The sequence below is a fragment of the Shewanella mangrovi genome, from assembly GCF_000753795.1.
Classification (GTDB): Bacteria; Pseudomonadota; Gammaproteobacteria; order Enterobacterales; family Shewanellaceae; genus Shewanella; species Shewanella mangrovi.
This window is the reverse complement of the sequence record NZ_JPEO01000027.1, coordinates 1-21,996: the sequence shown is the minus strand read 5'-3', so window position 1 is coordinate 21,996 and position 21,996 is coordinate 1. Positions and strand designations below refer to the sequence as shown.

The 21,996-nt window shown below is 46.9% G+C and carries 17 protein-coding genes and 1 tRNA gene; 12 read left to right on the top strand and 6 right to left on the bottom strand.

Translation table 11 applies throughout. From position 1 onward, the window contains the following. The first annotated feature begins 5 nt into the window (after positions 1-5). A complete protein-coding gene (plsY, locus tag HR45_RS18390) occupies positions 6-605 on the top strand; it encodes a glycerol-3-phosphate 1-O-acyltransferase PlsY (RefSeq protein ID WP_081933536.1) in 600 nt (199 codons plus the stop codon). Between the two features lie 49 nt (positions 606-654). Here plsY and tsaD read toward each other — a convergent pair whose 3' ends face one another. Further along, the gene (gene tsaD, locus HR45_RS18385; RefSeq protein ID WP_037445736.1) at positions 655-1,668 is read right to left on the bottom strand and encodes a tRNA (adenosine(37)-N6)-threonylcarbamoyltransferase complex transferase subunit TsaD; all 1,014 of its coding nucleotides are present in this window, start codon (positions 1,666-1,668) and stop codon (positions 655-657) included. Between the two features lie 198 nt (positions 1,669-1,866). On the opposite strand from tsaD, the gene rpsU reads away from it, so the two are divergent. From rpsU to HR45_RS18330, 11 genes are all read left to right on the top strand, one after another. Further along, the gene (rpsU, locus tag HR45_RS18380) at positions 1,867-2,082 is read left to right on the top strand and encodes a 30S ribosomal protein S21 (protein ID WP_006080725.1); all 216 of its coding nucleotides are present in this window, start codon (positions 1,867-1,869) and stop codon (positions 2,080-2,082) included. A 7-nt stretch (positions 2,083-2,089) separates the two neighbouring features. Then, the gene (locus HR45_RS18375; protein WP_037445735.1) at positions 2,090-2,533 is read left to right on the top strand and encodes a GatB/YqeY domain-containing protein; all 444 of its coding nucleotides are present in this window, start codon (positions 2,090-2,092) and stop codon (positions 2,531-2,533) included. 80 nt (positions 2,534-2,613) lie between these two features. Further along, positions 2,614-4,341 carry a DNA primase gene (gene dnaG, locus HR45_RS18370; protein WP_037445734.1) on the top strand — a complete coding sequence of 576 codons (1,728 nt, stop codon included), beginning with the start codon at positions 2,614-2,616 and terminating at the stop codon, positions 4,339-4,341. A 134-nt stretch (positions 4,342-4,475) separates the two neighbouring features. After that, a complete protein-coding gene (gene rpoD, locus HR45_RS18365) occupies positions 4,476-6,326 on the top strand; it encodes an RNA polymerase sigma factor RpoD (RefSeq protein WP_156104127.1) in 1,851 nt (616 codons plus the stop codon). Between the two features lie 176 nt (positions 6,327-6,502). After that, a tRNA-Ile gene (locus HR45_RS18360) sits at positions 6,503-6,579 on the top strand. A 602-nt stretch (positions 6,580-7,181) separates the two neighbouring features. Beyond that, a complete protein-coding gene (locus HR45_RS18355; protein ID WP_037445732.1) occupies positions 7,182-7,772 on the top strand; it encodes an RNA polymerase sigma factor in 591 nt (196 codons plus the stop codon). Further along, entirely contained in the window at positions 7,769-8,833 is a 1,065-nt protein-coding gene (locus tag HR45_RS18350) for a FecR family protein (RefSeq protein ID WP_037445731.1), read from the top strand. Before HR45_RS18355 ends, HR45_RS18350 begins: the two co-directional genes overlap by 4 nt. Positions 8,834-9,021: 188 nt before the next feature. Next, on the top strand, positions 9,022-11,892 hold the full coding sequence (locus HR45_RS18345) for a TonB-dependent receptor (protein ID WP_241461158.1): 2,871 nt from the start codon (positions 9,022-9,024) through the stop codon (positions 11,890-11,892). 56 nt (positions 11,893-11,948) lie between these two features. Then, positions 11,949-14,096, top strand: a complete 2,148-nt coding sequence (locus HR45_RS18340) for a penicillin acylase family protein (protein WP_052074836.1) — start codon at positions 11,949-11,951, stop codon at positions 14,094-14,096. Further along, entirely contained in the window at positions 14,096-15,589 is a 1,494-nt protein-coding gene (locus tag HR45_RS18335; protein WP_052074835.1) for an FG-GAP repeat domain-containing protein, read from the top strand. Before HR45_RS18340 ends, HR45_RS18335 begins: the two co-directional genes overlap by 1 nt. Before the next feature lie 229 nt (positions 15,590-15,818). Beyond that, positions 15,819-16,532, top strand: coding sequence for an SIMPL domain-containing protein (locus HR45_RS18330; protein WP_037445730.1), 714 nt, complete (start codon positions 15,819-15,821; stop codon positions 16,530-16,532). A 23-nt stretch (positions 16,533-16,555) separates the two neighbouring features. Here the strand turns inward: HR45_RS18330 and HR45_RS18325 are convergent, their stop codons facing one another. The 5 genes from HR45_RS18325 to dinB all read right to left on the bottom strand — a co-directional run bounded on the left by HR45_RS18325 (position 16,556) and on the right by dinB (position 21,858). Next, positions 16,556-17,497, bottom strand: coding sequence for an AraC family transcriptional regulator (locus tag HR45_RS18325; RefSeq protein WP_063355125.1), 942 nt, complete (start codon positions 17,495-17,497; stop codon positions 16,556-16,558). A 128-nt stretch (positions 17,498-17,625) separates the two neighbouring features. After that, entirely contained in the window at positions 17,626-17,784 is a 159-nt protein-coding gene (locus tag HR45_RS19845) for a hypothetical protein (protein WP_430742032.1), read from the bottom strand. 246 nt (positions 17,785-18,030) lie between these two features. Beyond that, entirely contained in the window at positions 18,031-19,116 is a 1,086-nt protein-coding gene (locus tag HR45_RS18320) for a Gfo/Idh/MocA family protein (protein ID WP_037445729.1), read from the bottom strand. A 473-nt stretch (positions 19,117-19,589) separates the two neighbouring features. Continuing rightward, on the bottom strand, positions 19,590-20,600 hold the full coding sequence (locus HR45_RS18315; protein WP_052074834.1) for a LysR family transcriptional regulator: 1,011 nt from the start codon (positions 20,598-20,600) through the stop codon (positions 19,590-19,592). 193 nt (positions 20,601-20,793) lie between these two features. Beyond that, on the bottom strand, positions 20,794-21,858 hold the full coding sequence (dinB, locus tag HR45_RS18310) for a DNA polymerase IV (RefSeq protein WP_037445741.1): 1,065 nt from the start codon (positions 21,856-21,858) through the stop codon (positions 20,794-20,796). Positions 21,859-21,996: the final 138 nt, after the last annotated feature.

Below are 21,996 nucleotides of genomic sequence, written 5' to 3'. Positions count from 1 at the left end.
CCAAATTGAGTACAGCCCTGCTTATCATCGCCATGATCATTGTCGCCTATTTACTTGGATCCATCTCTAGCGCCATTCTGGTCTGCCGTCTCAAAGAGTTGCCCGATCCTCGTAGCCAAGGCTCAAAAAATCCCGGCGCTACAAATGTGTTGCGTATTGGCGGAGTTTGGGCGGCGGCGTTAGTGTTTTTCTTCGATATGCTCAAGGGCGCTTTGCCTGCTTATGGAGCGTATTTACTCGGCATCCATGGTTTTTGGCTGGGGATTATTGCCATTTCTGCCTGTATTGGACATATGTTTCCGGTATTTTTCCAATTTAAAGGTGGCAAAGGCGTCGCTACGGCATTGGGCGCAATGGCTCCTATTAGCTATATGGCAGTAAGTTTGATGGGAACATGGCTGGTGGTTGTCCTCGTCAGTCGATACTCTTCAATGGCCGCAATTATCACCTCTTTGTTAGCACCTTTTTATACGCTCTGGTTTGATGACCGCTTCATATTGCCAGTGAGCATGTTGTCGGCGCTGATTATTTTGCGGCACAAAGACAATATTTTAAGATTGCTCAAAGGTGAAGAACCGAAAATGTTTCGCAAAAAAAAACGGTGAACTATGTTCACCGTTTTCTTTGTTTGTCTTTAGGCTCGTTTGCGAGTGATTATACCGCGGCTAGAGAATCTAACGGCCAGCGTGGTTGTCCTTTAACAGCTAAATCTTCTCGCTCACCGGCTTTCAAGCGCTGTAATCCGGCAAACGCAATCATCGCACCATTATCAGTACAAAACTCACCGCGCGGATAAAATACCTTACCGCCCTGTTGCTGCATCATGCTAGCTAGCTCAGCACGCAAGCGTTGATTAGCGCTCACACCACCCGCGATGACCAAACGCTTATAGCCGGTCTGCTTTAACGCGCGGCGACATTTAATCATCAGGGTGTCGACTACCGCTTCTTCAAATGCAAGGGCGATATCAGCGCGGGTTTGTTCATCATCCGGCTGCGCTGCAATGGTATTAGCAGCAAAGGTTTTTAAGCCGGAAAAACTGAAATCAAGCCCCGGACGATCCGTCATTGGTCGCGGAAACTTATAATCTACAGCACGACCTTTGGCTGCCAATTTTGATAGACGCGGACCACCTGGGTAATCTAAACCCATTAACTTGGCAGTTTTATCAAAGGCTTCACCAGCGGCATCATCAATTGACTCACCGAGAACTTCATATTGACCAATGCCTTTAACATCCACGAGCATCGAGTGGCCGCCCGAAACCAGTAGCGCAATAAAAGGAAACTCCGGCGCCTCATCTTCCAGCATTGGTGCCAGCAAATGTCCTTCCATATGATGCACGCCAACCGCGGGTTTATTCCATGCAAAGGCCAAAGAGCGGCCAACACAAGCACCAACCAGCAAGGCACCAATCAGTCCTGGGCCCTTGGTGTAAGCAATACCGTCTAACTGCTCAATCGTGGTATCCGCCTGAGCTAAGGCTTCACGAATTAACGGGACTATTTTGCGCACATGATCGCGTGACGCCAATTCAGGCACCACGCCTCCGTAATCCGCGTGTAATTTAACTTGGCTATATAAAGCATGCGACAGCAACCCTTGCTGTTCGTCATAAATAGCAATGCCTGTTTCATCACAGGAAGATTCGATGCCGAGTACTCGCATCCTAACTACCAACTTGAGTAAAAAAGTGGGCGCTAATTCTACAGCCAATAGCACACATGATCCAACTCCGAGAATGCACTATATTCAAATCAGCCCCTTTACAAGAGGGTTAGACTCGGTTTAGAATTTCGCACCATTTTAAAACCCTTGGCTCAAATTTGAGTCAATACAAATTTTCCACCTAAGGGGTGATGGCGTATGCCAATTATTAAAGTACGTGAAAATGAACCATTCGACGTTGCTCTGCGTCGTTTCAAGCGCTCTTGTGAAAAAGCTGGCATCTTAGCTGATGTTCGTGCCCGTGAGTTTTATGAAAAGCCAACTACTGCTCGTAAACGTGCAAAAGCTGCTGCTGTAAAACGCCTGGCTAAAAAGCTGTCTCGCGAAAACGCACGTCGCGTACGTTTATACTAATCCTATTATGACTCTGACAGAACAGCTAAAAGGCCAGATGAAGCAAGCCATGATCGCCAAAGATAAGGTGAGATTGGGTACGATTCGTATGGCGTTGGCAGCCGTTAAACAGATTGAAGTGGATACCCGCGAAACTCTGGATGACACTCAGGTTCTGGCTGTACTCACCAAAATGGTGAAGCAGCGTCGTGATGCTATAGAGCAATATACAGCAGCAGGACGCGATGAGCTGGCACAGGCAGAAGCCGCAGAAGTAGAAGTGATAGAATCATTTTTACCAAAGGCGCTGACCGAAGCCGAAATTGCAACGTTAATTGACGACGCAATTTCTGCAACAGCTGCTTCATCCATGGCGGATATGGGTAAAGTAATGGGAGCGTTAAAACCTAAGGTGCAAGGTAGAGCTGATATGGGTGCTGTAAGTGCTCAAATCAAAGCTAAATTGCAGTGATAGCGTTTTAACGTATGAACAAGCCGTGCAACAGCGCGGCTTGTTTGTTTACATCGGTTCACTCTTTAACCGGTAGATAAATGGCTATACCTCGTGATTTTATCAATGAGCTGATTGCTCGCACCGACATTGTAGACTTGATAGAACGCAAGGTTCCCTTGAAAAAGGCGGGCAAGAATTATGCTGCCTGCTGTCCGTTCCACAGCGAAAAATCACCTTCATTTACCGTCAGCCGCGATAAACAGTTTTATCACTGCTTTGGTTGTGGCGCCCATGGCAATGCCATTGACTTTGTTATGGAATACGACCGTCTGGAGTTTCCTGACGCGATTGAAGAACTTGCTGGTCAGCTGGGCTTAGAAGTACCACACGAGCGAGGTAAAGGCCCGCGTCGCGATGAGGGGCTCAGCCGCGATCTTTATCAACTGATGGAAGCATCAGCAAATTATTTTCAGCAGCAGCTGCGCCATCATCCAAATCAGCAACAGGTCAATGCTTATGTGGAAAAGCGTGGCTTGTCGAAGGAGATTGTTGAGCAATTTAGTATCGGTTATGCGCCTGATGGTTGGGATAACCTGATGCGCACACTCGGCCAACATGCAGACGCACAAGAAAAACTGCTCGCTGGCGGAATGCTGATTGCCAACGAACAAGGCCGTCGTTACGACCGTTTTCGCGATCGTTTAATGTTTCCTATCCGCGACCGTCGTGGACGTGTTGTGGCGTTTGGTGGTCGGGTTCTTGGCGATGGCACACCAAAATATTTGAATTCTCCAGAAACGCCCATATTTCATAAGGGGCATGAGCTTTACGGCCTTTATGAACTGCGCCAACGTCATCGAGATCCCCAACGGGTGATGATCGTCGAAGGCTATATGGACGTAGTAGCACTGGCACAATTTGGTATCGACTATGCGGTTGCATCACTCGGAACATCAACCACCAGTGAGCAGTTTCAAATGTTACTGCGCAGCGCTAAAGAAGTGGTGTGTTGCTATGATGGCGACAACGCTGGTAAAGAAGCCGCCTGGCGTGCGATGGAAACCGCCCTGCCCTTAATGAAACCAGGCGACAATGTGCGCTTTATGTTTTTGGCACAAGGCGAAGATCCCGATTCCATGGTGCGTCAAATTGGTAAAGCGCAATTTGAAGTGCTCATTGACCAAGCGCTAACCATCAATGAATTGTTGTTTAATGAACTCACTAAGCAGCACGGTAGCGATAAAGCGAGTTTGGCTAAGCACGGAATAACCCTGATTGAAAAAATTCAGGATGAAGTGCTGCAAAATATGATGCTGGAAGAACTGGCGACACGCGTTCAGATGAACAATGCTGAACATATGGAACGCTCTTTGGGTCTAACGTTAAGAGCAAAGCGCAAGAAAGTTGCCAAGCCCTCGCTAAAAGGACGGGGAACCCCATTAAGACTTGCTATTGCACTGCTGGTACAAAAGCCAGCGCTGGGATACCAACTGCCGTTACAGCCGGCACTACAACACCTCAAAATGCCAGGTGTTGAGCTGTTAATTGAATTACTGAGTTTAACTCGTGTTAGCACGATGAACAGCGCACAACTACTTGAACATTACAGGGAAACCGAGCAGTTCTCGACCCTGAAAAAATTAGCCCAATGGGAGCATCAAGTGGCGGATGAACATCTGCAGCAAGGGTTTAAAGAAGCCTTGGTATGGCTCAATAACCAATATATTGAACAACGATACCAAGCACTCAGCATGAAGCAGGAACTCACCCGAGAAGAAAAGGTACAGCTACAAAAGCTGATTAACGCTATGAAGGCGCAACATTGAGTTTTTCATCGGTCAGTTCCACCAACTTCGTGCTGGCACTGAATTGTGCAAAAGTATATAATTGATGGTTTGCACGGCTAAATTTATGCCGTTGCCAACCGTTGTAACAGTTACCTAAGTTTTGGATGATATCTATGGATCATACTCCGCAGTCGCAACTCAAGCTGTTGCTTGCTAAAGGTAAAGAGCAGGGCTACCTAACGTACGCCGAGGTCAATGACCACCTGCCTGCAGACATGGTCGATTCCGACCAGATCGAAGATATTATCCAGATGATAAATGACATGGGTATTCGAGTGTTTGAAGAAGCACCGGATGCCGATGACATTATGATGTCTGAAGACAACACCGATGATGATGCTGCAGAAGAAGCTGCTGCTGCACTGGCATCGGTTGAAAACGAATTGGGCCGTACTACCGACCCGGTCCGCATGTACATGCGCGAGATGGGCACAGTTGAACTGTTGACCCGTGAAGGTGAAATTCAAATCGCCAAGCGTATTGAAGAAGGTATCAACGAAGTGCAAGGCTCAGTGGCGGAATACCCACAAGCGATTGCCATGATTCTGGAACAATACGACCAGTACGAAGCAGATCAAATTCGTTTGTCCGACATTATCTCTGGATTTGTCAATCCCGACGAAGACGACGTTGCTCCTACAGCCACTCATATCGGTTCAGAACTCTCTGAAGAAGAGCTCGATGACGAAGACGACATGGATGACGATGATGACGACGATAGCGATGATAGCGATGATGACGATGGCAACAAGGGACCTGACCCTGAAGAAGCCCGTGAACGCTTCACTCAGCTACGTACTTCGTTTGAAAACACGCTAAAAGTTATCGAAGAGAAAGGTCGTAACCACCCAATGGCGGTGGGCGCACTGTTTGAAATCGGAGAAATTTTCAAAGAGTTCCGCCTGGTACCAAAACAGTTCGATCGTCTGGTCAAAAACATGCGTGGCATGATGGATAAAGTGCGTGTACAAGAACGCCTAATCATGAAGCTGTGTGTTGAATATTCAAAAATGCCGAAGAAAAACTTCGTCAAGCAATTTAGCGGCAACGAAGCAAATCCACAGTGGTTCTTTGACGAAATCGCTGCAGGTAAACCTTATTCAGAAGCATTGAAAGCAGTAGAAGAAGACGTTGTTCGCTGCCACAGCAAACTGCATGCAGTTGAAGTGGAAACTGGTCTTAACATCATGGCGATTAAAGATATCAGTCGCCGTATGAGCATTGGTGAAGCAAAAGCTCGCCGAGCGAAGAAAGAGATGGTAGAAGCAAACTTACGTCTGGTTATCTCTATCGCGAAGAAATACACCAACCGTGGTCTGCAATTCTTGGATTTGATTCAGGAAGGCAACATCGGTTTGATGAAAGCTGTAGATAAGTTTGAATACCGTCGTGGTTACAAATTCTCGACTTACGCTACTTGGTGGATCCGTCAGGCAATTACCCGTTCAATCGCTGACCAAGCACGTACCATTCGTATTCCGGTACACATGATTGAAACCATCAACAAGCTGAACCGTATTTCTCGTCAAATGCTGCAAGAGATGGGTCGTGAACCATCACCAGAAGAGCTGGCAGAGCGCATGATGATGCCTGAGGATAAAATCCGTAAGGTACTCAAAATTGCCAAAGAGCCAATCTCAATGGAAACGCCAATTGGTGATGATGAAGATTCACATCTGGGTGACTTTATCGAGGATACTACCCTCGAATTGCCACTGGACAGCGCGACTAGTGAAAGCTTGAAACAAGCAACTCACGAAGTGCTCGCAGGTTTGACGGCACGTGAAGCGAAAGTACTGCGTATGCGTTTCGGTATCGACATGAACACTGACCACACTTTGGAAGAAGTGGGCAAACAGTTCGACGTGACACGTGAACGTATTCGTCAGATCGAAGCGAAAGCACTGCGTAAGCTGCGTCATCCTAGCCGCTCAGAAATTCTGAAGTCGTTCCTAGATGAATAAGCAATAAATATCTTAAAAAGCCCCGCTATGCGGGGTTTTTTATTGTCAAGATAAAGATGACTGAGTAACAGATAACCAGTTGAAAGCACAGCAGTTCAAGATCAGACAAAACACGGGTGACAAGCACTTACAAAGTTCGTATACTCACTCCCGCTTGACGGAAACACCGTCTGCTTGGCCCCTTAGCTCAGTTGGTTAGAGCACACGACTCATAATCGTTAGGTCCACGGTTCAAGTCCGTGAGGGGCCACCATCAAATTCTACGAAAAAGCCTGCTGATGCAGGTTTTTTTGTGACCCCATTACGTGTATTGACGTGCATAACCAGACTCAAGCAAGCCTCTAGTTACGGTATTTTCTACTGCACTCAACCACAAGAAAACCACTCTTCAGCATAAAACTTCACAATATTGTCCATTTCAGCTAACACTGCTTTTCTAAAAATATTCAGCAGTTACTTATATTTTATAACACTCATCACTATCAATCTCATCGAATATCGCTTATAAATGGTACAAATATTCATCATTAACCGTCGATTTAAGTGTATTCAATAAGCTTATTGGCTAAATAATGAAGATCCATTGATACACATCGATGTGTAGCAGCGAGCATTCATCATTGTCGCTGCAGGTTATCACTAGATTTTTATTTTGTGTTGTCAGGCTTAACAACACGCAGTGGGGCGATAAATAAAGCGGCCGGGAGTAGATCCACCATAATCATAAGTAATGATTACGGGCCTTATAACTATAACAACATGAATAACAATAACTTTTAGCGAAATATCCACTCGACATTCAATGTGTTTTAGGCCGAGTAGACTTCGCTGCTTTATTTATAGCTAGGGAACGTTATGCAAGATGAATCATCGGAAAAGCGCTCGCTCTTTGCCATATTTTCTGAATGCAAATCCTCTTTATCCAGTGTGGTACGCCGCTACTCAAATCGACACCATGACGTTGAAGATATTCTGCAAGAAGCATTTCTCAACGCATTTTTGGCTGAGAAATCAAAACCTATCCACGCACCCAAAAAGTACCTATATACGGTAACCAAAAATCTCGCCATACGAGAGAACAGCAAAGTCGCCACCAAACTCACCGAGTTTATTGACGATCATGCAGATCCGCTTTTACTCAGCAATGAAGACGACCTCTTTGAGCAACTCTCTGCCGAGCAGGAGCGACAATTACTGTTAGAAGCACTTAATCAGCTTCCCTCTCAATGCCAACAAGTCACCAGACTACGATTAATTAACGGCATCAAAGTGAAAGATATTGCGTTAATGTTAAACTTGTCGATCAAAACGGTTGAGAAGCACATGGCCAAGGGATTGGAACGATGTGATGAATATATTTTGCACGCCACTAGTTCACTAGTGGAGGATAGCAATCAATTTTCTCAGGACGCGACAGCGAACCAAACGCAGAGAAACGTTAAATGAGTCAAGTGATCAAATTTTCTCCTAAAACTGAAATAAAACAAGTACGTCGCCAAGCATCCGAGTGGATCGCAAAGCTCGATAGCGAATCGCTAACCGATGCAGAGCAACAAAATCTACGCCAATGGTTAACTGCCAACCCGTTGCATCAGCAAGAGTTGTTACGTCTTGCACGCCTATGGGACAAGTTAGATGACATTGGGGCCTTGTTAACCTCACCACTAACTGTCTCGCCAGTGTCTAGCGGCAGCCAGACAACAGAGGCAAATAGAAATCCCGCTAAGTTTCATCAATATCGCGCCCAAATTGCTGCAGCATTTCTGGCTCTATTACTGATCCCACTCGCAGTGTTTGGCTACAAATTCACCTCAATGATTTCAACGAATGGTGAATACAGAACCGCTATTGGCGTACAGAAGCACATTACTCTCTCTGATGGTTCTGTCATCGTGCTCAATACCAATTCTCGTTTAAAGATTGATTTTAGCTTTAATCGACGTGCACTTACCTTAGTCAGCGGCGAAGCCAATTTTGATGTTGCCCCAGATAAAACTCGCCCATTTGTAGTGAAGGTCGGTAAAGGCGATGTAAGAGCTTTAGGCACAAGCTTTGCCGTGCGTAAAGAAGGCAGCAAAATCAATGTACTAGTGGCACATGGTACTGTACGCGTCAATGCGACAGATACAGCCAAAGCCTCAGATTCTGTTCTACCAGCTGATACATCTCGTGAGTCTGTCGTAGTGACCGCAGGCAAGCAGGTTGTTGTGGATAACGCGATCGTTGAGTCGGTGTCTCAGCCAAGCGCCGAGCAACTTGCGAATAGTCTTTATTGGAAGAAGGGCTTTTTGGCCTTTGACGATGAAAAATTGGTAAATGTGATATCCGAAGTATCGCGCTACACCAACCTAAAAATTGTGATTGGTGATCCCGCACTGCGTGATATTCGTGTTGGGGGGTTTTATCCAATCGATAATCTCGACACCGTTTTCACTGCCATGCAAATGAATCTTGGTCTAAAAATCAAAAAGTTAGGAGACACATCTTATTACATCACCAAAAGCTAGTGGGTGAATCTTGATAGCCAATGAAGCATTAAAGTTAAAAAAATGGATCTTTTTTAAAAAATATGTGGGGGATTTTTCATTTTGGTTTCTCTGTATAGGTAAGTTTGTGAATTTTGTGGGCGTTATGCGGTAACAGCGCCAGCTCAGTTTGCAAACTTAATTGAGGTAAGAATTTGATTTGTAGGAAAGTGTCATTACTTGTTTTCCTCTTTATCTTTAGTCTCTGCGCGCTGTTAAGCACGCAAGCGGCAGCAAGAGATAGAAAGCCGAAACTGCTGTATTTTGATATTCCCTGCCAATCAGCAAGCGCAGGACTGCGGTTATTTGCCCAGCGCAGTGGTCTAGCCCTTATCTTCCCTCAAGCCTTGGTGTCCTCAATAAAAACCAAAGAGTTAAAAGGACACTTTACTGTTGAAGCCGGTCTTAACTTATTGCTATCGAAGACGGGCCTCAAAGGAACGATCTACTCTGGGACGACGATTATCGTCTCCGCTGATGAGCATAGTGAACGACCTGCTTCTGCCTACGAACAGAGAGCAGACATAATGAAAAGCAAAAAGTTGAAAGGCCCCCTCACGGCCAGTACCGTTGGTATTGCCGCGTCACTCCTTGCCACTCAAATTGCTGCACAGGAAGTTGATAAGACAGAGAATGAGGCGAAAAAAAGTCTCGAAACAATCGTGGTGACTGGCGTTCGCGGCAGTCCCCGTTCGGTGATTGAAAGCCCTACCCCCATTGATGTGTTCTCTAGCGAACAACTTGAACGCCAAGGCCAAGTGGGGTTGTTTGAATCACTGCGCTATTTAGTTCCATCATTAAACCTGCCACAACGTGCAGGTGGTGGCACAGCAACCTTTATTGCGTCCGCTGGCTTACGTGGTCTAAACCCAGATCAGACCTTAGTATTGGTCAATGGCAAGCGTCGTCACAAAACCGCGCTGATTAACACAAGTACAGGTTTATTCAGTGGCTCGGCTGGCGTTGATTTGAACATGATCCCAAGCTCCGCCATTAAACGTATCGAAGTCTTACGCGATGGCGCATCTGCGCAATATGGCTCTGACGCGATTGCTGGTGTCGTTAACATTATTCTGAAAGACGTCGATGAAGGAGGCAAAATCAGCACAAGTACTGGTCAAAACTTTGATCGCGGTGATGGTGAATCGAAAACACTAGGCGCCAACTCGGGCTTTAGTTTTGGCGATACCGGTTTTGTAAATCTTTCATTTGATTTTCAAGACCGTGGTATATCAAACCGTGCGCGCGTCGTCCCGACCCCAGAAGACGGTGGTCTGCAACTATTCCCTCTGCAAGAAGACGGCAGTTATGATCCGCGTGAATATACGGTTGACCGTATGCTGACCAAAAACTTTGGCAACTTTCCACAAACCAGCCGCTCATTTGGCATAAATGCCGGCATGGATCTGGACACTATTCAGCCTTACTTGTTCGCTACCTACGCGAGTCGTGATTCCGAGTTGATGTTTACCTATCGTACACCAACCGATTCACGCAACATCACCGAGTTATTCCCGTTGGGCTACCGCCCACTGGAAGAGATTCGTGAAGATGACATGGAAGTTGTCGCCGGCTTTAAATCCGTCTTTGGCGGCTTTGACTGGGATTTCTCGGCTAGCTACGGCAAAGACGATACTAGTTGGTATAACACCGAAGGTTTGAATGCAAGCCTTGGTGCAGCTAGTCCAACTTCATTTTTCCTAGGGGAAATGAATTCAGACGAAGCAATCGTACAATTCGATGCAACCCGCCCTATCGCCTTAACATCAAGCGACCTGCAACTATCATTCGGTATGCAATATCGTCGTGAAAGCTTCGAAATTGTACCAGGGGAAGAGTTGAGTTATGCCGATGGCAATAACGGCTTGGCGCCTGGAGCACAAGGATTCCCTGGTTTTGCACCGGAAGCCGCTAACGACGTTTCACGCCGCAATATCAACGCCTATATCGATCTTGGCTGGGATGTGACCGAAAAGCTCTATTTAGCTGGTGCAGTCCGTTACGAAAACTATAACGACTCTGCTGGCGATGAAGTTCTCGGCAAACTCAACATGCGTTATGAATTAACCGATTCACTGGCGTTTCGCGCGTCTGTGAGTACAGGTTTCCGCGCACCAAGTATTCAGCAATTAGGTTTCCGTGGTAGCCGAGGTCAATTTACCGACCTCGATAACGACGGTGTATCCGAAACTATTGTGCTACGCCAAACACTACCTTCAACCGATGCAGCTGCTGAAGCATTAGGCGCCAAACCGTTAACGCCCGAAAAATCACGTAACTACAGTGCAGGCCTGACATATAACCCAACCCCAAATGTCTCGGTTACGCTCGATGTTTATCAGATTGATGTTGATGACCGTATCGCAATGTCTACCCAATACAATCGTGGCGACAGTCGTGCCTCCGCGTTCGGAACGACCATCGGTGATGAGATTTCAGCATTGTTAGATGCCGCGGGATTTGACGCTTCTCTCGGTGCAGTAAACTACTTCACCAACGCCATTGATACTCGCAGTCGCGGCGTCGATCTGGTTGCAACCTGGACACCCGATATCAGCACAGGCTCACTCACGCTAAGTAGTGCTGTTAACTATAACAAGGTTGATGTTACCCATGTGGATGACAATCCTGACGAACTTTCGGGCCTCGTATTAGCCGACGGTTCGCAAATCGTGCAGTTCGACCGCTCCCGCCTCGGTACCTATACCGATGCAGTACCGGACTATAAAGCCACATTCTCCTCCAACTATACCCTAGATGGTTGGCTATTCAGTGCTCGTGCAACCCTGTTTGGCCCATGGACGGTAATTGGTTCTTCGACCAATTTAGACCATGAAAACAACGAAAAAGTCATCGTTGATCTGGAAGCTGGTTATCGCTTTGAGAACGGTGTGGAGGTGTATGCTGGTGGTAACAACATCTTCAACACTTACCCTCAAGAACGCGCGATGAACTCACAAGCTTCTAGCTTCTACGATACCTACTCACCTTATGGATTTACCGGTGGTAGTTGGTATCTGCGCGCTTCGTATGCTTGGTAATTAACCTGTAAGCGTGCTGTTGTGCAGCACGCTTTCTCAACTAAAAAGACTATCTTATGAAGATTCAAATGAAGCAATTTATGTTGTTGTTGCTCGTTTGTACCAATTTGCTGGGATGCTCAGAAGAAGTAACCGAAGCTAAAGCGGTACCACAACAAGTAACGGCATCAACAGAAGTGCGTTGGGATACCTATGGTGTCGCGCATATTTATGGCAAAACTGAGGCCGCTACCTTTTACGGGTTTGGTTGGGCGCAAGCCAAGAGCCAAGGCGATATTTTACTGCGACTTTATGGTCAAGCCCGTGCGAAAGGAGCCGAATACTGGGGCAAAGACTACGAAGAGACCGATAAATGGTTGCTAGGTAACGATGTACCGGAACGGGGACGCGCTTGGTATAACGAGCAACCAGCCTCATTTAAAGCGGATTTAGATGCATTTGCCCAAGGCATCAATGATTTCGCGGCTAAACATCCAGAAACGTTTGAACCTGAGGTCTTAAAAGTGTTGCCCGTCAGCGGCATTGATGTCGTCACTCATGCTCACCGCTTGATGAACTACATCTATGTTGCCTCTCCCGGCCGCATTATCGGTGATCAGGCACCAAAGGTTAAAAATGGCTCTAACACCATCGCTTTAGCACCGAAAAAATCCAAAAGTGGGAACGCGATGCTACTACAAAACCCGCATTTGCCGTGGGCTAGTGGATTTTTCACCTATTATGAAGCACACCTGATCGGGCCGGACTTTGAGATGTATGGTGCCACGCAAGTTGGCCTCCCTGTTATCCGTTTCGCCTTTAACCAACAGATGGGGATATCCAACACGGTCAACAGTATGTTGGGCGCAACCTCATATTTGTTGACGCTTAAAGATGGTGGCTACCTTTACGATGGCGAAGTAAAACCATTTGAGACGACACAGAAAACCTACAAAGTATTGCAAGACGATGGCACCGAGCTTGAGAAAACACTCGACGTCAGAAAATCAATTCACGGTGCGGTCTTTACCCGCAACGACGGTAAAACCATCGCTTTACGTGTTGCAGGATTAGACCGTCCCGGCATGCTGAAACAATACTTCGATATGTTACAGGCAAAGAACTTTGCTGAATTCCAATCGATTGTAAAACAGCTTCAAGTTCCAACGTTTAACATCACCTACGCGGATAAAGACGGCAACATTGAATATCTGGATAACGGAATTCTGCCAAAACGTAAAACCGGAGATTTGGAATTTTGGCAAGGCTTAGTCCCAGGTGATAGCTCAGAATACTTATGGACCGACGTCCATAATTATGAAGAACTCCCCAAAGTGATCAATCCCGATACTGGCTTTGTACAAAACTCGAATGATCCACCTTGGATTGCAACTTATCCTCCCGTATACAAACCGGAAGATTTTCCGCCATATGTCGCAGTTAAGGGGCCTATATCATTCCGTGCACAAAATTCAGTGCACGAACTGATAGCAAAAGATAAATTTTCGTTTGAAGAATTCAAACAGATGAAGACCTTAACCCATGCACTAATGGCAGACCGGGTTCTTGATGATCTGCTCGCTGCCGCCAAAGAGGATACCGATCCCGATGTGCAGCAAGCAGTGAAACTGTTGGCGAATTGGAACCGCTCTTTTGACGAGGAGAACCGTGCCGGGTTCCTGTTTGAAGAATGGGCGGCACAGTTTGCTGGCCCTCGCCCACGCTTTTTAGGCAAAGATAACTACAAAGTGTCCTGGACTCTGGACGACCCAATCAACACACCTTATGGCATCAAAGATCCGCAAGCTGCAGTAGCAATGCTGAAAGTCGCGATTGCTGAGACCAAGAAAAAGTACGGCCGGATCGACCCTAAATTTGGTGATATCAGCCGCTTTAAGATTGGTGATGTCGATCTTCCCGGCCGCGGCGGATATGGCAATCTCGGTGCATTTAATGTGATTACTTGGTTCGACCCTGATGGCGATGGTATTCGTGAGCCATTACATGGTGAAACTTGGATTTCAATGATCGAATTCTCCACGCCTATTAAAGCGAAAGGCATGATGGTATACGGAAACTCTCGCCAAAAAGGCACTAAGCATAATGCTGATCAGCTGGAGATGTTGCGCACTGAGAACTACCGCACCTTGTGGCTACAACGTGATGAAATTGAAGCGCATACCGAATCTGTCGACATGCTCGACCTTGCCAAGGAGGCACAATAATGCGGTCAATATTTACGCTATCTAGATTATTCACCTCGACTCTGGCGTTAGCAGTATTTGCTTCCAACGCTAGTACGGTGCAACATTTCACCTCAATTCAGCACGACACCTTTGCCCAAAAAGGATCTGTTTCTAACGCCTGGGGCGATTTTGATAATGATGGTGATCTCGACTTTCTGGTCTCAATCAAAGGTGGTGAAGTACGACTTTATCGAAATGATGACGGCGTTTTTACCAGCGTAGGTAAAGAGATGGGATTACCTACCTCCGGCGTGCAAATTCGTGGTGTCGCATGGGGAGACTATAACCAAGACGGTTATCTTGACATTATGGGCGGCTCCAATGAATACCCTTTTGCTAGTAGCACCTTTGTTTGGCGCAACGATCAGGGTAAAGGTTTCACCGAAGTCGGTCGTGAAATTGGCTTAGAAATGATGGGGCGTATCAGTCGCCAAGCCAGTTGGATCGACGTGGATAACGATGGAGATTCCGACGTTTACGCCGCTAACCGTGCAGGCGCTAACTATCTGCTGCACAACGAGGGGGGCAAATTCACCTATGCTGATCCAGCCATGGGGGTATATGACATTCGCCGCACTGTAGGCGCCTGCTGGTTTGATATCGATCGTGACGGTGATTTGGACCTGTTCCTCGCCAACCAATCAGGAGATAGCGATGCAGTGATGCGTAATGATGGCGATAAGTTTACCGATATTGCGAAAGAACTCGGTATGGATCAAAGCGGTCGCCAACCAACTGAAGGTGGCGTTGGCTGCGCCGTTGGTGACTACGACAATGATGGCTACTTAGATCTCTATGTCTCTACTTACGGTGATAATTTACTCTATCACAACCTTGGTAATGGCACCTTTGAAGAAGTCGGTAAACAATTAGGTGTCACGGAGCCAGATCATACTGTATCTGCCGCTTGGGGCGATTATGACAACGACGGCTTGTTGGACTTAATCGCCATTGGCTATCACAAGGTCGATGGCGTCGCAGTGCCGTTTGGCAAGCTGTATCACAATACTGGTAACGGTTTTGAAGAAGATACTCGCTTCCCCGAACTCACAAGTGCGGGCGATCATGGCGTCGAATGGATCGACTTCGATAACGATGGCGACTTAGACCTGTCGGTTACTGATGGCTATGGCGACGAAGGCGGTCACTTTGTTTTTCGCAATGAGTTAGCGGCCGAACAGCGTGAAAAGATGTTAGCGGTATTGGTACTAGATCATAACGGCCACTACACCCAGCAAGGCGCTGAAGTGCGCTTTTTTGATATGCAAGGCAACATCCTGGGAACTCGCATAGTATCGACAGGTGGTGGTTATAACGCCCAAAGTGCCAGACCAGTTTATTTTGCCTTACCTAAGCTGATGCCAGTGAAAGTACAAGTCAGCTTTATGGGGGCTAAATCACCACTAGAAGTGAATGTGCCAACCAAAGAGTTGCACGGCAAACCACTGGTAATTTATCGCCCAGAAAAATAATGAGACTTCCCTAACCCCGAAGTGAAACCAAGCTAAAAAGCCGCCGCTCCCTGCGGCTTTTTTATTTATAAGCCCCCCATTAGCGTGATAACCAACAGCCGATAATTATCTCAATGTCATCGGCATAGAAGTTACCTGCTCATTGGCATTCATCACCATCAGGCGAACTGTGCTTTGTTCGAGCAATTTTTGTATATTGTGTCTAAACACATCATTCAGGAGCGATTAGATGAACAAGCAATCGGTGCTCGGCGGCACGCTATTAGGGATATTTATCGCCGCGGGTCTCTATCTATTAGGCAATACTATCAGCCGAGGCTTATTGGACTACCGCGCCCTTGACCGCGTGGTCACGGTAAAAGGCTTAGCAGAGCAAGAAGTCAAAGCCAACGCCGCCATTTGGCCCATCACCTTTAATCAAGTCGATAACGACTTGAACAATCTCTACAGTGCTGTGCAGAGTAAAACTGACGCCGTGATTAAGTTTTTGCAGGCGCAGGGGTTTAGAGATAGCGAAATTAGCGTGTCACAGCCAGCAATTGAAGATCGCCAAGCACAAGGCTATGTGGCGCCGGAAGTGAAGTTTCGATATACCGCCAGTGTCACAGTATCTGTGTATACCAACCAAGTGGATAAGGTGCTGCAAAGCCGCAATAAGCTGTTAGAGCTGGTCAAAGATGGCATTGCCGTGGCGCAAAACTATCAAAATCGTACTGAGTTTATCTATACCGATCTCAACAGCGTTAAACCGCAAATGGTGCAACAAGCGACAGAAAATGCCCGCGAAGTGGCTGAAAAATTTGCCCATGACTCTAACTCATCCATCGGTAAGATTAAGAGTGCTAGCCAAGGCACGTTCTCGATTGCAGACCGTGATAGTACTACGCCGTACATCAAGAAGATCCGCGTAGTGTCCACTATCAGTTACTACCTGAAAGACTAGCCTAGTGTTCTGGCCAATGTGCGTTAAGCTGAGCTGGCCAGTACCCGCCCAACATCTTTACTTGGTGGCACACCGAAGGCACGCACATATTCACGGCTGAACTGCGAGGTACTGGCGTAACCGACTTCATAAGCGGCACTGCTAACATCCATCATCTTGCTACGCATCAAACTACGCGCTTGCTGTAACCGCACCGTCTTTTGGTACTGCAACGGACTCATTGAGGTGATTGACTTAAAATGGGTATGAAATGATGACACACTCATGCCAGTCAGTTTGGCGAGTTCTTCCATCTTCACCGGTTGGGCAAAGTTGTTCTTCAACCATGAAATCGCTTTAGCGACTTTTTCGGCATGAGAATCCGCAATCGCAATCTGCACAATCGCGGGCCCCATGGGGCTCAACAGCAAGCGGATCAGCACCTCTTCAATCATGAGTGGCACTAACAGTTCTGTGTGTTGCTGTTGCTCAATGAGCTGCAGCGCGCGTACCGTGGCTTTCACAATATTGGCATCCGCATTGCCTACATAAACCGCTTGTAGCTTGGGGGCTTTAGGCACACCGTTAGGAAACACCTTCAGGATTAGTGAGCCGAGTTTTTTAGCATCAAGCGGGATCATCAAGCAGAAATACGGTTTTTCAACCGATGCTTGGGTAATCGCCAAATTTAACGGCACCTCTGCGGAATAGACCACCAGCGTTGATTCGTTCTCTTCAAAATCAACACCACCCTGAGTGAGTGACACCGTTTTTGCACCTTGCGGCACAATGCAGATACTCGGCCGAGCCAACAGGTGAGTGTTCTCTGATGCGGGCTTCGACGCTCGCACCACGTGCACATAATCTTTTTGCAGTTGGAAAAAGCCGTCATAGGGTGTCAGTTTGGTTAATAGCGCCGCCATCTGCTGTAAGTCAGCGCTATCAGCACCATTATTTGCCGTATGCGGCAGCGTTTTACTATTCACTCAATTCACCTTTAACTTGACGCTTTCATCTCCGCCAGTGCTTCGGCCTTCGTTGGCTTAAAGCTGCGCGTCACTAAAAATACACCAACGATCACGAGCAAGGTTGCCAAGACTTTTGCTAAGGTCAGCTAGCTCTGGACACTTAAGATAGCAATCACTGTGGTAAAAATAGGTAACAGATTCAGGTAAGTACTCACAGTCGTTGCCCGCAAACGGTTTAACGAAATCAATAATAAGAAATAGACTAAAGTACCATCAAATATCAATACAAACAGCAGTTGGAAAATCGCCGTTGGCGTCTCATCGCAGCAGTAAATCCTATGGACGACTTACTCTGAAGCGCCAAAAGTGTTGGCGTCGGCTAACTTTATGGATAATCACCAAATAGCCAACAAAACAGCCTCTAGTGACCACCGTGATAATCCCCCCAACGTATTATTACCGCCCACTTGCTGGTTCGAATGCCCAGCCCAGCACTGGCTGGTACTCTTGGTTAAAAAACGCCAGCAACGGAGCGCTTGCTGGCGTTGGTATTACAGGTATTCGTTACCTTGGCTGATGGCATCAAGCAGTTGATGCAGTTTCAGCGCATCGGCAAAGCTTGGGGCTTCGCGGCTACCGGTTTGAATATCTTTAGCAACGAGGCGATAGATACCAGCCACATTGCGGGCAATGGTGCCTTCAGGCAGCTCGTCAAACAACTCAGCCGGTGGCACTAAGGTTTGCAACTCGGTATCACTACCACTCGCGCCCTTGATAGTCATCTGCGCAAATTGGCCATGACCGATATTGCCAGTGATTTGAATATCACCGTCAGTGCCGTTAATTTCCCACAGGAAATTGGTCGCGCGCGACATGCCACCACGGTAATGAGCAGAGAACGCGGCACCGCTTTGCAACTGGCCATGAACCAGAATTTGGTCAGCGGTCGAGGTCTTCTTATCTTCACCTGTATCGGTGATACGTACGGTGTCGCGGATTTTGAGTGTACGGCCGTTAACATCAGCAAACTCACCCAATACATCTTGCACTCCCGCCAAGGTATGACCAAACGGAATGGTCAGCATGGTTGCACCATTGGCTTTATCAAACAAATAAGCCAGCTCAGCAGAGCTTGCAGCGCCCCAGTTACCACCTGAGCCAATTAAGCTGCTGCTCAGCACTTTGCCCACGTAACCCTCAGCGATCAGCTGTTTCAGGTACGCAATTTCTGGCGCGGTACGCATTTGCGTACCCACGGTGGCAACAACACTTTTAGCCGCAGCTAATTCTGTCAGCTTTTGTGCTTCAGCTAAGCCATTACCCAGCGGCCATTCGCAGTGAACGTGCTTGCCAGCGGCTAAAGCTGCAGAGACTAATTCAAAGTGGTACGGCACTTTAACGGTCACTACTACCAAATCTACCTCAGCAGAGGTCACCAGTTCTTGTGGTGTGGCAAACGCGTGAGGCAGATGCAGCGCTTCAGCCGTGCGTTTACCGCTCTCAGGCGTAGAGTTAGCCACAGCCACAATTTCAAAATCATCACTTAACGATTGCAGTGCTGGAAGGTGCGCAGTTGCCGCCCAATGGCTGTCCGGATTTAGGCCAATGAAACCCACTCGAATTGGTTTTTTACTCATGGTTTCCTCTCATTATTTATCTCAATAGCCGCCCCGGCACCGAGTCTATATATGCTCGATGCCGCGAATCAGCATCTGATTAGCACAGACCAGCCACATGACGAATAGTCCTATTCAACTAAAATCGACCGAACATAGTTTATCGATTGTTCAGTGACTGCTGCAGAAAAGACGTTGTCAAAAAGTCGATCTAGCGAGTACACAGCTAAAATAAAACTATTTATATTTCACATAGATAAATACATAAAATGACAAAATCGCTCATATCTAGCTGACCAAAGCGAGTACTTATTATGGAAAGAATAGTGAAAATCGTGCCTGCCTAATGCTATGGCTTTCATGCCTAATTCTACGAACATGCAGGTAGAAAAAAGATATGCGCTGCGAAGGAACTACAGCGCTGAGGTTGGAATCAGCTCCCCTGAGGGTAATAGCTAACGACTATCGGTTAAACGTCAAACTAGACGTCGAGGTTATAAATTGCAGGCTGAGTCTAACATCGCATTGTGACCATTTAATGCATATGGCTGATAGTGTTCATTTTGTGCGAAAAGAAACTCCGGCGACTCTAAAATTTCGTCGGCATAGAGTGTTTGCAATTTGCTGTACAAGTGACGAATGAATCTTAGTGACTTACTGGGGATTGCTGCTTGTTTTGCAAATGACATATACAGAATGTTGCTTCGAATCGGGTAATCATGCAAAACCTCCACCAGCGTGCCATTGGCAATTTCCTGCTCTGCCAGTGATTGCGGTAATGCGGTAATACCAACGCCTGCAATCGCCAGTTCTTTAGCTAACGCGGTACTGTCCATGGTTAACGTTGCTTTAGTATTCACCGACGCCCAAGTTTCACCATCAAAGATTTGTACTTTGTGTTGTTCATGACTGCCGATATCGGCCGCAGTACAATCAATATACTTGTGTTGTCTCAGTTCGCTCGGGGTTTGCGGGGCACCATGCTGCTTTAGATACTGCGGGCTAGCCGTAATTAGCCGATCGAAATTAAGCAGTTTTATCGTTTCGAGTTGGTTATCAGCAAGTGGCGTAAAGTGAAAAATCACATCAACATTTTCCTCAATCACCTGGTTAGGATGTCGGCTCGACAGTGCAATATCGAGTTCAATATCTGGATGCAAGCGGATGAAAGATGAAAAAATCTCAGCAGAGAAAATCGTTTCCAGCTCGTAAGGAATAACAATTTTGAGCTTACCCACAGCACATAACTGCAGCGCCATCAATTGCTGCTCAGCAATCGACATAGCGTTAAAAGCAGTCGCGATATTATGGTAGAACGCTATTCCCTGTGAGGTTGGCTTCACGCTACGAGTGGTACGCGTCAGCAACTGCACACCTACTCGCGATTCTAAGTCACTTATCTTGCGACTGACCGTCGTTTTGGTTAAACCCAGTGACTTTGCAGCGCCAGTAAACGAGTTTTTTTCAACCACTCTGGCAAAGATTTTGAGTTGATTCAGATCCATCATCGCTCCTTAATATCCTCTGCTTTTTTGGCTATTGAGGTCAGCTTTCAGCGGTTATTAGCAGCTTAGTGGTACCTATTATCAACGCTGCGTTTGGTGCATCAGGCTATTGATTTTGGAGCTTACAACCTCAACCGAACTTGAGGTCAAGCGAAAAATTAACAAAAATGTAAACAGCGAGAAAAGAGGAAAATTACAGCAGGGAAAGTTGCTCAGGCGAATCCATTGATGCTAACGCAAGCGGCGCCAAACCCACGCTAACGCCAAGCAACCGCACCGCTTTTCCCTCACCGCGTGCCAGCGCTTGGGAGAGCAAACTTGATGCTAAGGCCTGATCAATATCGTGACTGCGGGTTTCAATAGTGGTTTGCTGGAAATCAGCAAACTTTACCTTTACAACCAATTTACTTATCTGTCGCTCCGCCTTGTGTTTAGCAAACCTATGGGTTAACTCACTTAACAGCGCCGGTAATTGTGCCAACGCCGACTCTGCACCATATAAATCATTGGCAAATGTTGTTTCAACCCCGACGGATTTACGTATTCTGCTGGGGTTAATGGCTCGCTCATCAATACCACGCACACGGTCGTATAGTACGGCACCAAACTTCCCCATCAACTCGACTAAGCGGGTTTTACTCACTTGCTGCAATTCGCCACAGTTGTGCCAGCCAAATTGTGCCAACCGTTCTGCGGTGACTTTACCTACGCCAGGGATGCGACTGAGCAGCAAGGTTTCGATAAATGTCGGCATCGACTGTGGCGTGATCACAAATAACCCGTTGGGTTTATTGACGTCAGAAGCCACCTTCGCAAGATACTTAATGGGAGCAACACCGGCAGATGCGGTTAATTGGGTTTCACGTGCAATATCGCGGCGAATGGCTTCTGCAATGCGGGTCGCAGAGCCTTGAAAAAGAGGGCAGTCAGTGACATCCAGATAGGCTTCATCCAATGACAAAGGCTCAATAAGCTCTGTATAACGATGAAAAATCTCGTGGATCTGCGCGGATACCGCTTTATAGACCGCCATTCTGCCTGGCACTAACTGTAAATCTGGGCACAGCTTTAAGGCGTAACCTGTCGCCATCGCTGAACGGACACCATATTGCCGCGCCAGATAATTGCAGGTGGCAATCACACCGCGACGTTCGCGTGAACCACCCACAGCAATAGGCTTATCACGCAACTCAGGAAAGTCGCGCATCTCCACTGCGGCATAGTAGCAATCCATATCGATGTGAATGATCTTTTTCATAGCCATGAAATTTGCGTAAATCACAAACGATCACAGATTACTGTATATAAAAACAGTATTCAAGTGCGTGGTAACCAACCACCGAACGGAGTGATTTTAGATAGGTAATGTAAAAATCCACCTGCATAGCAGGTGGCT